Annotated in this window: 10 protein-coding genes and 1 pseudogene; 3 read left to right on the top strand and 8 right to left on the bottom strand. The window is 65.0% G+C overall.

Going from position 1 to position 14,907, the window contains the following annotated elements; translation table 11 throughout:
• The first annotated feature begins 34 nt into the window (after positions 1 to 34).
• A complete protein-coding gene (locus DAT37_RS15120) occupies positions 35 to 1,816 on the top strand; it encodes an ABC transporter ATP-binding protein (protein ID WP_232839756.1) in 1,782 nt (593 codons plus the stop codon).
• 87 nt (positions 1,817 to 1,903) lie between these two features.
• On the opposite strand, the gene DAT37_RS15115 is transcribed toward DAT37_RS15120, so the two are convergent.
• The 3 genes from DAT37_RS15115 to DAT37_RS15105 form a co-directional block, all read right to left on the bottom strand.
• Positions 1,904 to 2,326 carry a type II toxin-antitoxin system VapC family toxin gene (locus DAT37_RS15115; protein ID WP_109525335.1) on the bottom strand — a complete coding sequence of 141 codons (423 nt, stop codon included), beginning with the start codon at positions 2,324 to 2,326 and terminating at the stop codon, positions 1,904 to 1,906.
• Positions 2,319 to 2,573, bottom strand: a complete 255-nt coding sequence (locus DAT37_RS15110; protein ID WP_109525334.1) for a type II toxin-antitoxin system Phd/YefM family antitoxin — start codon at positions 2,571 to 2,573, stop codon at positions 2,319 to 2,321. The genes DAT37_RS15115 and DAT37_RS15110 overlap by 8 nt, the downstream gene beginning before the upstream one ends.
• A 124-nt stretch (positions 2,574 to 2,697) precedes the next feature.
• Complete coding sequence (locus tag DAT37_RS15105; RefSeq protein WP_109525333.1) at positions 2,698 to 3,132, bottom strand: ester cyclase; 435 nt, start codon at positions 3,130 to 3,132, stop codon at positions 2,698 to 2,700.
• A gap of 437 nt (positions 3,133 to 3,569) precedes the next feature.
• Between DAT37_RS15105 and DAT37_RS15100 the strand changes: the two genes are divergently transcribed.
• Complete coding sequence (locus DAT37_RS15100) at positions 3,570 to 5,747, top strand: glutamine synthetase III family protein (protein WP_109525332.1); 2,178 nt, start codon at positions 3,570 to 3,572, stop codon at positions 5,745 to 5,747.
• Between the two features lie 113 nt (positions 5,748 to 5,860).
• Here the strand turns inward: DAT37_RS15100 and DAT37_RS15095 are convergent, their stop codons facing one another.
• Complete coding sequence (locus DAT37_RS15095; RefSeq protein ID WP_109525331.1) at positions 5,861 to 6,664, bottom strand: DUF6881 domain-containing protein; 804 nt, start codon at positions 6,662 to 6,664, stop codon at positions 5,861 to 5,863.
• A 186-nt stretch (positions 6,665 to 6,850) separates the two neighbouring features.
• The gene (locus DAT37_RS15090) at positions 6,851 to 7,267 is read right to left on the bottom strand and encodes a DUF4189 domain-containing protein (protein ID WP_232839755.1); all 417 of its coding nucleotides are present in this window, start codon (positions 7,265 to 7,267) and stop codon (positions 6,851 to 6,853) included.
• A 621-nt stretch (positions 7,268 to 7,888) separates the two neighbouring features.
• On the opposite strand from DAT37_RS15090, the pseudogene DAT37_RS15085 reads away from it, so the two are divergent.
• A pseudogene (locus DAT37_RS15085) lies at positions 7,889 to 9,137 on the top strand (ATP-binding protein).
• A gap of 699 nt (positions 9,138 to 9,836) precedes the next feature.
• Here DAT37_RS15085 and DAT37_RS46420 read toward each other — a convergent pair.
• From DAT37_RS46420 to DAT37_RS15065, 3 genes are all read right to left on the bottom strand, one after another.
• Complete coding sequence (locus DAT37_RS46420; protein ID WP_408637405.1) at positions 9,837 to 12,167, bottom strand: NlpC/P60 family protein; 2,331 nt, start codon at positions 12,165 to 12,167, stop codon at positions 9,837 to 9,839.
• Positions 12,168 to 12,442: 275 nt separating this feature from the next.
• The gene (locus DAT37_RS15070) at positions 12,443 to 13,327 is read right to left on the bottom strand and encodes a hypothetical protein (RefSeq protein ID WP_157978490.1); all 885 of its coding nucleotides are present in this window, start codon (positions 13,325 to 13,327) and stop codon (positions 12,443 to 12,445) included.
• Positions 13,327 to 14,052: a ParA family protein gene (locus tag DAT37_RS15065; protein ID WP_109525328.1), complete on the bottom strand. Its 726-nt coding sequence runs from the start codon at positions 14,050 to 14,052 to the stop codon at positions 13,327 to 13,329. Before DAT37_RS15065 ends, DAT37_RS15070 begins: the two co-directional genes overlap by 1 nt.
• Between the last annotated feature and the right edge of the window lie 855 nt (positions 14,053 to 14,907).

The following is a 14,907-nucleotide window of genomic DNA, read 5'->3' as shown; positions in this document are numbered from 1 at the left end:
GCATCGTTCGTTGATTCGAGACGACAGGGGGATCATGCAATCGCGTGCGACGGCGATCAAGCTGGTACTGCGCTTATACGGCCGGGAGATGGCCTCCCGTAAGGCCCTCACGATTCCGGCGCTACTGGCGCCCGCGCTCGGCAATATCTGCAACCTGTACATCGCACCGCTGATCGTCGCCATGATGGTCAGCCGGGTCGCGGCGACCGGGGATACCGGTTTAGGCGCGTCGGGTTCCTACATCCTCGCCTTCGGCGGAGCCCTGTTCTTCGCCGAACTGCTGTGGCGCATCGGGATTCACTGCCTGAACCGGGTCGACGCCTACGGCATCGAGCACCTTTACGTGGTCGCTATGGACAAATTGCTCGCGAAGGACGCGGCCTTCTTCCACAACAATTTCGCCGGTTCGCTGACGAAACGCTCGCTCAGCTTCGCGGCTCGCTTCGAACAGTTCGTCGACACCCTCGCCTTCGAGATCATGGCCGCGCTGGTGCCGCTGATCTTCGCCTCGGTGGTGTTGTGGCACTACAACCCCATGCTGGTCGTCGTACTGATGGGGATGATCGTGGTGACCGCGCTGGTCATCACCCCCTTGGTCCAGCGCCGCCAGAAACTCGTCGACGACCGTGAGGCGGCCATCGCGCGGGTTTCCGGACATGTGGCCGACAGCCTGGCGAATATGCAGGTGGTCCGCGCCTTCGCCGCCGAACCGCAGGAGGCGGACGAACATCGGCGGCGCGTCGCCTCGTCGCGACGAAAGTCGTTGCGCTCCTGGGATTACGCGAACCTGAGAATAGACACATTGGTGGCGCCGCTGCTGGTGCTCACCAATGTGATGGGGCTGCTGATCGCGGTGGGCCTCAGCGGCGACAACATGGGGGTGGAGGCCATCGTGGTGGCATTCACCTACTACTTCAACGCCACCGGGATCATGTTCCGGTTCAATCAGATCTACCGACGGCTGGAGACCGTGCTCACCGAGGCCGCGCAGTTCACCGAACTACTGCTCGACGAGCCGAAGGTACTCGACGCCGCACATCCGGAACCACTGCGGCCCACAGGCTTCGACGTGCGGTTCGATTCGGTGAACTTCACCCACGGGGGTGCGCGGCAACTGTTCCACGGATTGGACCTGCACGTGCCGAGCGGCGCCAAGGTGGGCCTGGTCGGACGATCCGGCGGCGGCAAGACCACCATCACCCAACTGCTGCTGCGGTTGATGGATCTGCAATCCGGAACCATACGCATCGGCGGGCAGGACATCGCCCGGCTGCGGCAGGCGGATCTGCGCAGTCTCATCGCCTACGTGCCGCAGGAGCCCGCCATGTTCCACCGGACCCTGAGCGAGAACATCCGGTTCGCACGCCCGGAAGCCACGGACGAGGAGATCCTGCGGGCCGCCGAGGCCGCCCATGTCACCGAATTCGTGGACGCACTGCCACAGGGCATGGATACGCTCATCGGCGAGCGCGGCGTGAAACTCTCCGGCGGCCAGCGCCAGCGGGTCGCGCTGGCCAGGGCGATCCTGCGGGACGCACCCATCCTGCTCCTGGACGAGGCGACCAGCGCGCTCGACTCGGAGAGCGAATCGCTTGTGCAGCAAGCCCTCTGGGAGTTGATGGAAGGCCGCACCGCGCTGGTCGTGGCGCACCGGCTGAGCACCGTGGCCGGAATGGACCGACTGGTGGTGCTCGACCACGGGCGAATCCTCGAGGAAGGAACGCACGAACAACTGCTGTGCGCGCAGGGAGCGTACGCACAGTTGTGGCGGCACCAGTCGGGCGGATTCCTGGGCGAGGACGTGGTCGCCCGTTGACCTCGCACCCTCACATCGAGGAGCAGTACGGCGGCGCAAGTCGCGCCCCGGAAAGCCTCGAGAGCGGCGGTGCCCCGCTCGAACGGTCTATCCCCGGACCGGCACCAGTGTCAGAACGGGGTCGAGCCCCAGGAAGTCATCGGCGTTGGCGGTGTAGAGCGGAAGATCGTTCGCTGACGCGATAGCCGCGATCAGCAGATCCATCCTGCGCGGCTTGGGATTCCGACCTGCCGCGACGACCAGTTTGGCCATCGTCGCGAATCGACGTGCGGCAGCCGAGCACAATGGCAGCGCGTCGAATGCGTGCTCGACCTCGAGCAAACGCTCCGTGCGAAAGGCCAATGATTTCGGATCGTCGGCCAAGGCGATGCCGAGCCCGAGTTCGGCCAGCGTAACCGTGCTGATTCGCGGACGCACCGGAAGATCTGCGTCATCGATCCGCGCGATATCGATGAGAACGCACGTATCGAGCAGACCTTCGGGATGCCGGTCGGTCGGCGCATCAATCATCGAGACGATCCTCGCCGAACGCGGCGTCGATTTCCGCGCGCTCCTCAACCGCAGTGCCTGCCGCCGCGAAACGTGCGAACCGCGCCTTCAAGTCGGCGGTCGTGATATCTCGTTTCGCACGGACCGGACGTAGCTCCCCAACCGGGTGCCCGTTGCGGGTGATGATGAAATCGTCACCCGCCTCGAGCGCATCCATCACACCCGCGCTGCCGTTGCGCAACTCTGCTTGCGTGATCGTCTTGGTCATCGTCCCAGGATAGCAACGCACGCTATCCATCGCTATGAGGCCGGGAGCTAAGCCACGACGCGCTCGATTCTCCGGGGTGCCACATCGAGGAGACAGCAGGTCTGCTCCAGGGCAGCGCGGCCGGTCAGGTTGTCGCGGAGCTTGCCGATTGGACGAGGCCGAGTTGCTGCATCATTCCGAGCGCATCCCAGCATCCCCAGCTTTCGACGATCTTGCCGTCCTGGCAGCGATTGATGGTTATACCTTGCACGACCGCGGATTTGCCGGTCGCGTGCATTCCCATCATCTCGCCGTCATTGGTTCCGGTCCCCGTCCATCGGGTGGTGACGAAATCGCCTTCGGCGATCTGTTCGTTGACCAGGAACCGTTGATCCGAGAACGCGGCGAGATACATCTGCGCGAGTCGCTTGAGGCCCTCGGGGCCGTGGGTATCGGCGAACGGGTTCTGCGGATCGTGGTCGATGTAGTCGGCCGAGATCACCTCGTCGAATACATCGAGATCTCGCATGTTCCAAGCGTCGAAGACGCGCTTGGCGGCGGCCTTGTTCTGCTCCGACATGGGGTTTCCTATCTATTGGGTGCCGAACCGGCGAAGCGGCTCGTAGTCGCTACGGGCAGCATCCGCGGTGCCCGGCGTCGATATGGCTCGCGGGCCGCGATGCCGACGGTGAATCCAGGGCGCCACGGCCCGGTATGGGGGACGCGATCATCACCGAGGATGCCCGTCCGAATGTCGTCGGCGGGCATCCAGCAACCCACCGATCACACACCTTGAAGCCGGTATACACAGTTATTGTGCGCCTCTTTCCCGCGCAAGGTAAGGGGTCGACATCAGCGGGTCTGTGACACCGTGCCCACCCCCGGGTCTGTGCGGGAAAGCGCCCTGGTCTCGCGGAGGTGACAGCAACGAAACATCCTGGCTATCGGGGGTTCGTAGAGTTGCGCGATCGGGTTCAGCACGCGGATGCGGAGCCGCATCGGGCAAGGGGTAGGACAATGACTGGAAACCGCGTACGGATCGAGGCGATCAGGGCCGTCGAGGCGTATGTGCCGCCGACGATGAACGCCGACGAATCGGAAACGCCGGGTGAGATTTTCGGTGACAACGTGTTCAACGTCGCCGTGATGCAGAAGCGGTTGCCGAAGTCGGTGTACAAATCGGTGGTCGCCACCATCGAACGCGGGGCGCCGCTGGATCCGATGGTCGCCGACGCGGTGGCGGCGGCGATGAAGGATTGGGCCCTGGAGAAGGGCGCGACCCACTACGCGCATGTCTTCTATCCGCTGACCGGGCTCACCGCGGAAAAACACGACAGTTTCCTCGAACCGCTGGCCGACGGCTCCGCGCTGGCCGAATTCGCCGGCAAGACGTTGATCCAGGGCGAACCCGATGCCTCGAGTTTTCCGAACGGCGGGCTGCGCAATACCTTCGAAGCGCGCGGCTACACGGGCTGGGACGTGACAAGTCCCGCGTACGTGCTGGAAAATCCGAACGGTAATACCCTCTGCATTCCCACGGTTTTCGTCTCGATGACCGGTGAGGCGCTGGACCACAAGACTCCGTTGTTGCGTTCGCAGCAAGCGATGGGTCGGCACGCGATGCGGATTCTGAAACTCTTCGGTCACGAGAATCCGGCACCCGTGGTCTCCTTCTGCGGGCCCGAGCAGGAGTACTTCCTGATCGACCGGCATTTCTTCCTCGCCCGGCCCGATCTCCTCAACGCGGGGCGCACCCTGTTCGGCGCGAAGCCGCCGAAGGGCCAGGAGTTCGACGACCACTATTTCGGGGCGATCCCGGAACGCGTGCTCGGTTTCATGATGGACACCGAAAGGGAGCTGTTCAAACTCGGCATTCCTGCCAAGACCAGGCATAACGAGGTCGCACCGGGGCAATTCGAGATCGCACCGATGTTCGAACGCGGCAATGTCGCGGCCGACCATCAGCAACTGTTGATGACGACGTTCAAGACCGTCGCCAAGAAACACGGCATGGAGTGCCTGTTCCACGAGAAGCCCTTCAGCGGCGTGAACGGCTCCGGTAAGCACGTCAACTTCTCTGTCGGCAACGCCGAACTCGGCAGCCTGCTGGTGCCGGGCGACACTCCGCACGACAACGCGCAATTCCTGGTGTTCTGCGCCGCGTTCATCCGGGCGGTGCACAGGTACGCCGGGCTGCTTCGCGCCTCGGTCGCCTCGGCCACCAACGATCATCGGCTCGGAGCGAACGAGGCTCCGCCCGCGATCATTTCGATCTTCCTCGGCGACCAGCTGGCCGACGTGTTCGAGCAGATCGCCAAGGGCGCGGCGACCTCGTCGAAGGGTAAAGGCTCCCTCATCATCGGCGCCGACACCCTGCCGGTGCTGCCGACCGATCCGGGCGACCGCAACCGCACCAGTCCATTCGCGTTCACCGGCAACAGGTTCGAATTCCGTGCACCCGGCTCGATGCAAACAGTGAGTGTCCCGATCGTCACGCTCAACACGATTCTTGCCGAATCGCTCGATTACATCGCGACCGAACTCGAGACCGCGGTCGCCGACGGGACGCCGTTCGACACCGCCGTGCAGAATCTGCTCACCGCGATCATCACCGATCACGGCAAGGTCGTGTTCAACGGTGACGGATACTCCGATATGTGGCAGCAGGAGGCGGCGACCCGCGGGCTGCCGAATCTCCGGACCACCCTCGACGCCCTGCCCGAACTGATCACCGATTCCGCGATCGAACTGTTCGAGAAGTACCAGGTGTTCAACGGCCGGGAAATGCACAGCCGCTACGAGATCGGGCTCGAGCAGTACGCCCTGACAATCGGTGTGGAGGCACGGCTGACCCTCGAGATGGGCTCGACGACCATCCTGCCCGCCGCGATGCGGTACCAGACAGAGGTGGCGCAGAACATCGCGGCCCTCACGGCAGCAGGATTCCCGGCCGATACCGACATGCTGAAAGAGGTGTCCGCACCGCTGACCGACCTGCGAACAGCACTGAGTTCACTCGCCGACGCACTCGCCCAGCATCCCGGCGGCACCGCCTACGACGAAGCGGAGCACGCCCGCGACAGTCTGCTGCCCGCGATGGCCGCGGTCCGCGCGGCCGCGGACACCCTGGAATCCGTTGTTGCCGACGACCTCTGGCCGCTGCCGACCTATCAGGAATTGCTGTACGTCCTCTGACCTACCGGGCGCCCCGTTCGAGAATGGGGCGCCCGGATCGAAGTCACCGCCGCGAGGAACATGAAACGCCGAGTCGGAGTTGAAGCGCGACACCGTGGGACCGGAACACAGGTTCAGTCCGCGCCGCAAGCATGGATCCATTCGATCTGGAATTCCTCCGGTGTGATCGCGACGACCTCGACGCTCGGCCGTTGACAGATGTGCTCGGGCGCGTCGAAAGGGTCGTCGGCGACCTCTGTGAGTTCACTCGACGCACAGGATTCACCGCACCCGACCCGTCCGTCGATGAAATGCTCGATCCGGCGGGTCTCGTATCCCTCCTCATCGATCTCGATGAAAACGGTCACCGCCTCCCTCACCGTCGCCGATTGCACTGCGATCCGGCGGTACCGAGCGTCGGGTTCGTCGGGTTCGAAGCCGTGGGCCGCGGCAACGGCGGTCGGCCGATCGACCGCAGGTCCATATCGGTTGTGCCACATCGGGTTCGATATCGGCTGCAACCGCATGAACAAGCCGTCGTCGGGCAGATCCGGCGACGCGGGGTGTGACGACGCCGGATGCCACAGTTTTGCATCCCGCCAGCGCACGAAGCTCGCGCGACGACCGATGATCCGGTAGTCATCGATGGAAGTATCGATCGCGCGGACCCAGTCGGGGGCACTCGACCAGGCGTCATGGTCCTCATCGAGCCGGTGCGACTCATCCCAGCCGAAGAGCACCGCACGATCCGGACTCGGTTGCGCCAGCGCGTACCAATTGCCCGAGCCGTCCTCGTCGATGAGCCGTCCCCTGCACACCTTCGCCGAGAACCGGTCACGATCGTGTACAGGAACCTCGCCATGAGTACACGGGGCCACGCCACTGGCCGCTGCTGTGCGATCCCAGATCACTTCGGGCGGCGGCAGTTCGAAATCCATGCGCGACAACATACTCGGGGACGGTGACCAATCCGCACACCTGGATTTGTGGATCCGACTTCAACCTTCTACGCAGCAGCGCAACCGAGGGAGCGGAAGCCGAGATCGATAGGGGGAAAGAATTCGAACCGATGTGACCGGGCCGGAATCCCCGAGGGATATCCGGCCCGGAATCTCACTGTCGGGTCAGCGAGCGTTGCTCGTGCAGATGACCTCGACGATCTTCGCGCCGCTCAGGTCGACGGAGCCGAAGGCGGCGAGTTGCGCCGTCGGGGTGATCTCCGTCAGCCGCCGATAGGCGGCGCGCTCGGCCTCGGCCCGGTTCGGACCGGACCCGACGGCCACACCCTCTTTACTCTCGACCAACGCACCGCATCCGTTCGCCCACGAGGCAAGCACCTCGCAGTCGGCGACGCCGCAGTCGGCGAGCGCCGCGGCCCGCGCGTCATCGAAGTTCGCCTCGTCGACGCTCGCCCCGTATGTCCACTCGCTGCCGCTCACCGCGATCGCCGCGTAATAGCCGGCGGCGTCCGCGGACCCCGCACCCAGCACAGACCCCACCGCAAGGCTGCTCACCGCGAGGGCGAAGCCGACCCTACCCATCAATCCCATTGAATTTTCTCTCTCTTCGGATGCGCCCCAAAATTGGAACCAGCGCAATCATTGCCGCTATCGGCGAATCCGTCCAATGATGGGACGAGTAGGTCGTAACCGTACAGGTTCGAAGAACGACCACGGGCGGTGTTGTTACCGGGCTGGCCAGTGCGAATGGTGCTGTTGGCGACGAGAACTCCGAATCGGAGTCGGTCACCGACACGATTGGCGATGAACTCGACGGTTGCGATATTCCGCGCACCCCTACGGTCAGGGGTGTTTGCCGAAGACGCTGTTGACCGGTCGCAAACCGCGGGGATCAATGGAGGTTGTTCGACCACAACCCCGGATACCCGGGGCTACGCCGTCGCCCACTTCGCGAGTGAATTCTTACGGAGGCGAGACCATATAGCCGCGACACTGTAGCGAAATCCGAGTCGGAACCCCGCGATCAGAAGCGTCGGGTGCGCAACTTTCGACGCCGCCTTCTGGGCACTCCAGCCTCGGCAGATCCACGCCCGAACACCCGGCAGATCCACGGCGACCACCCCGGCAGATCCGCGACAGGATATCCGGCAGATCCACGGCGGTCATACCGGCAGATCCACGGCCATCACGTACGATATCCGTATGCGGCAAGCTGTCGACTACCTGCCTCGCCATGCTGCGGCGCTGGTCACCGAGGCTCTCGATGACACTCGTGTCGTCATCGTCAACGGTGCACGTCAGACTGGCAAGAGCACGCTCGCCGAGCGATGCCTGGGTGACCGCCCCGACACGGTCAAGCGTTATCTCGACGACCCACGGACACGAGCCTCAGCAGAGGCCGATCCGGTCGCTTTTCTGGATGCGCCGGGGACCATGTTGATCGATGAGGTTCAGCGCGTTCCGGAGCTGTGGTTGGCCATCAAGAACACCGTCGATCGCGACCCACGACCCGGTCGATTCCTACTGACGGGCTCAGCACGACTGCTCGGACTCGGCACACTGCCCGACTCCCTGCCGGGTCGGTCGAAAACCATCGAACTGTTCCCCCTGTCCCAGGGTGAAATACACGGCACACCTGACGGATTCATCGATGCGGCATTCAGCGACGGCGACCGACTGCGAGTCTCACCGTCCGAGTTACGTCGCAGGGACTACGTGAATATCGCCGCATGCGGCGGATACCCCGAGGCTATTCGGCGAACAGCCCCGCGCCGCCGCGCTCAGTTTTTCAAATCCTATCTCGACGACATTATCAGTCGAGATATCCATCAGGTCGCGGATATTCAACGCCTTTCCGACATGCGTCGCCTCATCTCCACCCTCGCCGCGCAGACCGGCGGGTTGCTCAACTACAGCCGTTTGTCGTCGGACCTCGGGGTTCCGACCAGCACGATTCGCGATTACATCGGACTCTTGGAACTCGTGTCTGGTCCGGCTGATCCCAGCATGGTCATCCAATGGGACTACGCGAGCGATCGGCACGCCGAAGCTGATCTTCAGCGATTCCGGTCTCGCCTCACATCTGGTCACCGGAATTACCAATGATGCGAACACAGGTGGTCTCATCGAGTCCTTCGTGCTGGGCGAGCTCATCCGACAGGTCACGTGGAGCCAGACCATGGCAAGAATCCACCATTATCGCGACCGCGACCAGTACGAGGTCGACGCGATACTCGAGGACAGCGCGGGCCGCGTGGTAGCTATCGAGGTGAAAGCCGCGGAAACGATCCGCACCGCCGACTTCAGATCCCTTCGAGCCCTGCGACGCCGAATCGGCGATCGGTTCCACGCGGGTTTCGTCCTCTACTGCGGCGACCAGCAGCTCCCGTTCGGCGACGGCCTTTCCTGCCTGCCGATCAGCGCGTTGTGGATGACCGGTGCAATGGAGTAACAGGGGCTTCAGCCGCAATTTCTCATCGATGCCGCGCTGATCCAACAGGGTGGTTTACCGATGACGCGAGATCTCCGACCAGAGTTCGAATCGATCGGTAACCACCCCGATGGCTCGACCGAATCGGTCGAAGACTCGTGCCGACAGAGCTGAGGAGGCCGTCGACGTGGACGGTGCAGGTGGGGCGGGGTTGACGGCGAGCTGAATGATCGAACGAACTCGACCGGGGAAGGCGAGGCCGATACGGCGATCCGTCAGGAGAATCGACGGCTTCGCACGGGCGAGCGCTTACATGCGGAGGTCCGGCGCATCGGTTCCTTTCGGGGGCGTGAAAAGACCACTGCCGCTGAGGTTATGAGGTCGACCGGGCAGAAAGTAGACGTGGGAACAAGTGCCAATGGAACTGGGGCTAGCGTGACGAAAACGGGTCAGTGGCGTCGATTCGGCGGCCGCGAGCCGGTGCTATGCGATACCGCAAGATCCGCTTGCATTTCACAATCAGTACCCGAGCCGAACCGAACCCGAGGTAGAAGCGATGGTCACCGAGGGAGTGCCGAAAAAATAGGCCCGGTCCGCTGGAGCGCGGGCCGGGCCTATCGGGTCGAGCGACCGAAGACGGTTCCGAGAACATCTTCGGGTCGGCCGAACGAACAACTCGAATCGAGCTATGAGACAGCGGCTTTCACTGACGGCTGCCGCTCAGTAGCGGCGAGCTCCGGCGAAAGGCATGGAATCGACCGGTGATTCGGTGACGCCGACGCCGTAGGTGGAGGCGTGGATGACCATGCCGTTACCGGCGTAGAGGGCGGAGTGGTCGCCTCCGTAGTAGGAGACCAGGTCGCCGGGCTGCAGGTCCTCGCGGGAGACGGGGGTGCCTGCGGCGAGTTGGTCGTAGCTGGTGCGTGGGGTGTCGACGCCTGCTTCGGCGTAGGACCACTTCACCAGACCGGAGCAGTCGAAGGTATCGGGGCCGGTTCCGCCCATGCCGTAGTTGGTGCCGAGCTTGCCGCGCGCGGCCTCGACGGCGATCTCGCCGGAGGTCTTCCGGGGTGCGGCGAACGGGGTGGGCACCATGGGGCGGGCGCCGAGGAGGTCCGCCACGGGCGGCAGTCGGTAGCCGAGGATTTCGGTCGGCACGGTGAATTCGAGCGCGTCGGCGAACGGCAGACCGGACAGCGCCTCGGCGAACGGGGTACCGCGCAGCGCTTCGGCGAACGGCAGGCGGGGCAACTGCTCGGCGAGGGTCGCGGCCGCGACCGAATGCGCGCCGGAGTCGGCAGGCGGCACGAGCTGTTCGAAGCCGAATGTCGCAGGCATGTCGTCGGCGGGACCGGCCGACGGGTACTCCGCGATCGCGGGGCGGGTATCGGTGTTCATCGAGATCGCGGGGCCGCCGAACCAGGGGGCGGCACCGAATCCGATTCGGGTCGCGACGAGGTCGGCGAGGGGGGCGATCCCGGGGAGGGTGGAGATATCCATTCCTGCCACCGTCGGGAACGGCGCGGCACCTGTGCCTGCGGCATCGATCCGGGCGACGGCGGGGACGGCGGCCGCGCGGGCGTCACCGAGGTCGGAGCAGGACGCGCCGGAAAGCGCGGGGGCGAATCGGGCCACGGTGGGGGTCTCGCGGCCGAAGCGGAATTCCGCGAGCACACCGGGCACGGCGTCGCCGGCATCGTGTCGGGGCAGCGTCACCGCACCGACCGACGTGTCGGCCGGGGAGTCGGCGAGGCCGGTCATGTCGAACCCGGCGAACGGGGAGAACCGGCCCGGGCCCGGGGCGGGGGTCGCACCGATCCCGATCTCGCTGAACATCGGGGACCTGTCGGCGCTGGGCACCGTGCCCAGTGCGGTGCGGGCGAGGCCGGCGAATTCGGCGACTCCGGGGAGCGTGCCGATTCCGGCGGTGGTGGCCGGACGGAACTCGCGGGCTCCCGTCATCGCGGTGATGTCGGATCCGCCGTCGGCGATACGCGCCGGACGCACCGGGGTGTTCGTTCGCGCGAAGGGCGGGAAGTCGGAGGCGCCGGGCAGCGTGCCCAACTCGATGACATCACCGGGGCGTGCCGTGCCCGGGTAGGCGTCGAATTCTAGACGGGGGCCGGAGGCCGGAGCCGACTTCTTCGGGGCGGGGGTGAACAGTTCGCCGCCGGGCAGGTCCACGCCGGGGAATTCGAACGACAGGAACTGTTCGAGCTCGGGCAGCAGTTCCGCGAGCGCTCCGGAGAGGTCCGGTGTGGACGGCTCGGTTCCGAGCGTGCCCTGTCCCCCGGTGCCCGGCCGAGTGGCCGTGCCGGATTCACCGTCGGTCCCGGACTGAGTGCCCGCGCCGGGCTTCGTATTCGACTGGGTGCCCGCACCGGTACCCGACTCGGTGCCGGAAGAGGTCCCCGGCTCGGTGCTCGACTCGGCGCTCGGCCGCGACCCCTGCTCGGTGCCGGAGGGAGTGCCCGCACCGAACTCGGTGCCCGGCTCGATCCCGAACGTGCCTGCGCCCTGCTCGGTTCCGGACGACGTACCCGGCTGCGCATCGGTACCGGACTGCTGCGACTGTGCGCCGGAGGTACCGGCCCCCTGCTGAGTGCCCGTGCCGGACTGTGTACCCGGATCGGTCTCGGAAGACGCATCCGCGCCGGTTCCGGAAGGAGCGCCGGTGCTCGGACCCGACGGGGTGTCCTCACCCGACCGGTCGCCGGGCTCGATGTCGTTGCCCGTGACAGGTGCGCGGCGGGCGACCGCGGGCTGCACGCCGAACTCGATATCAGCGATAACCGGCGTATTCGAACGAATATCGCGCGGTGGGATTTCCATTGTTCCCGGAGCTGTTTTGAAATGAGGAGTCTCGATCGCTGGCACGGAAATCTGTTCCGGAATTTCGAAGGTACCGACTCCCGGGATGGTCACCGCCTTGGCCGCCGCCGGGGCGGCGGTCAGCAGCAGAGCTCCCAGGGCGGCGGCTGCGGCGCCGACCACCAGCATGATCGCGCGGCGCAGCCAGCGGGAATATCGGACGTCTTCGGGTGCTGCCATGATTCGGTCCTCCGATGCTCACATCGTCGGCCTATGGCGACTTGCGTTCTTCACCACGGCCTTCGAATTGATTCGAAAAACATCACGGTGATCTGATCCCGGTCCCAGCGGATCCGAGCGTTCATCTTTCGGCCGGATCACGGTTAGGTCAAAGACATTCGTACGGTAATTAGATAACAAACAAATAAAGAATTGCGGATCATATTCGAATTCAATTTCCGAACAAAATGCCCCGCAGCGCGTCGAGCGCTACGGGGCATTGTGCGGAACCGAGTTCAGGCGGTGATCTGCTCCTCGATCTGTTCGGCGAGCGAACGCAGTCGCGCGGCGAATTCGCGCGCGGCGACCGGATCTTCGCCCGACCCCTTGACCACCCGTCGGCCCAGCGCGGCCAGCCTGGATTCCACGGTGGAGAACAGATCTATCGCGGGTCCGTCGTTATCGGCCCCCAATTCACCGCGCAGCCAGGCCTGCACGCGCTGACGCACCTCGACCTCGCCGCAATGCCGCGGCAGGATCGCCACGGCCTCGCGCAATTTGCCCGCGGTGACCTTGACCTCGGGATCGTCGGCCAATGTCGTATATACCGCGACGGCGGCGTCCTCGCCGTGTTCGGCGGCGACCGTCAGCAATTCGCGCACCTGTCCCTCGTTGATCGCGGGCGCGACCGGGTGCAGCCGCGCGGCCAACGGCCACGCGCGAATGAGTTTGTGCGCGTAGGACCGCTGCATATCCCAGCGCTGTTCGACGTAGTCGTCGAAAGTCGTGTGCTCGCTGCGATACAAACGCCCGTCGCGCACGATCTGCAATGCCCTGCCTGCCGCCCAGAACGCGATACGCAGGCTGTCGATGGAGGATTCGCACGCGGACAGCTGCTGCTGTTCACGATCGCTGAGCGGGCCGTCACCGGGGGTTTCCGGTAGCGGCATGGTCAACGCGGTGGCCGGTTCGACCATGGTTTTCGGTGGTTCCACCGGAATTTCGACGGCGGGCACCACGATTTCCACCGGTTCCGCCCCGATATTCGATGGTTCCGGCTGTTCGGCCCGCCGCCACTGGGCGTCGCGCAACGGCGACACCGGCGGCGTGTGTTCGGCACTGTCCGCCAGCGGATTTGCCGAACCACCGCCTATCGAGCCCTTTCTCCGCTGCGGAGGCATCAGGCGAACACCTCCACGACGGCCCGGTAAGGACTCACCAATTCATCGCCGACCTGTCGATATTCGGCCAGATCCTCGATCGGGTTCTCGGCGCCGTCACCGACTTCCCCATCGGCTGCCTCCCGATACCACTTCCACGCACTCAGATAGGAGACGAACACCTCGTAGCCCGCGTCCTCCAGATTTCCGCGCTGCGTGCGGTATTCGGTCGATACGTTGACCCCTTTCTTCATCGTCACCGGCACCTTCGTCATCAGGACGCGGACCCGGATCTCGCGCCCACTGCCCGCCGCGGCCTCCTCGGCCGCGCGATAGGTACTCGGCACGCGCTTCACCTCCGAGGGGCTGACGCTGGTCAGCAGGATCAATTCGTCGCTCACCGGAATCGCGGCCTTGAAGATCTCGGCCGACTCACCACCCGCGTCGACGATGATGACGTCGTAGGCCTTGGCATTGTCGGCGATGCAGTCCCCCACATGCCGCGAGGGGAAGGCGACGAGGTCGAAGGGCACCTGGACATCGCCTCTGGTGAGACGTCGATACCAGGAGTAGCCGGTCTGGCTGAGCGGGTCCGCGTCGATCACCAGCACGCGCCGTTGATGGACGCGCGCGAAATAGGAGGCCAGGAAGAAGGCCGAGGTGGTCTTGCCGACACCGCCTTTGAGATTCCCCAGCGTGATCACGAGGGGATCGGGCAGATCGAGTGGCGCAACAGAATTCGTCATGAACAGTCCTCCGAGTGTGAGGAGTGCGCTGGAACTGTGGCGGAAATCAGTCTGGCACGGACATCACTCGCATTCGCCGATTCACCGACGCCACGCCGATACAGCGGCGCGCCGCAGTGTGCGAGACACGCCGGGTGGAGATGCGGAGGCTGATCGCGTGTCGGTATATGTAGTCACTCCGCGTGCCCGCCTCCTCGTCGCTCGTGTCGGTGCACGCACCTCCACCGAGGTGTGGTTGGCGTCCGCGATCCCGCTCGAACCGGCGGCGAACGCGCGGGGCGGGGTGAGTCCGACCACGACCCGGCATTGGGATCGACGCGCGTGCGGATCGACAAGCGCGCTCGATTCAGACGTATCGCGACACCCTTGTCCCGCACCCCGCACCGCAGGCACCGGCAGGCACACCGGGTGGGCCTTGCCGTCTACCGCTGAGCCCACCGCGAGTGGCGACGTCACCGGTCGCGGTGCTCACGTCGTTTCCGCCGTGCTCGCCCTGACAGACATCAGCGCACGACGACTCGTGATACACGAGCTGTCGCCGCACGGAGGGCTCCCGCACCTGCGGACTGCCGATCGCGGCGGTCGGCCGATCGAGTCCGGTCGGCCGATCGAGTCCGGTCGGCGAGAACATCGGCAGACAGGGGGCACGCCACATCGATTCGCCGGTACCAACGATCCGACAGCGATCCGCAGGGCAGCTTCCCGACGAGATTGGTGGCGGTGCTGACGACCGCGCCTGTCGGCGGCACCGATGGCGCGTGCGTTCGGCAGTACTGGCGATCGCGCCTGTCCGACGATGCGTCGCCGACTGTGCAACCAGTTCCACTGCGGCCACCGCCACGGGCGCGCAGTGTG

It is taken from the genome of Nocardia aurea (assembly GCF_003123685.1).
In the GTDB taxonomy this organism is placed as follows: Bacteria; Actinomycetota; Actinomycetes; order Mycobacteriales; family Mycobacteriaceae; genus Nocardia; species Nocardia aurea.
The sequence above is the reverse complement of the archived record's forward strand: the minus strand, read 5'-3'. Positions and strand labels throughout refer to the sequence as shown.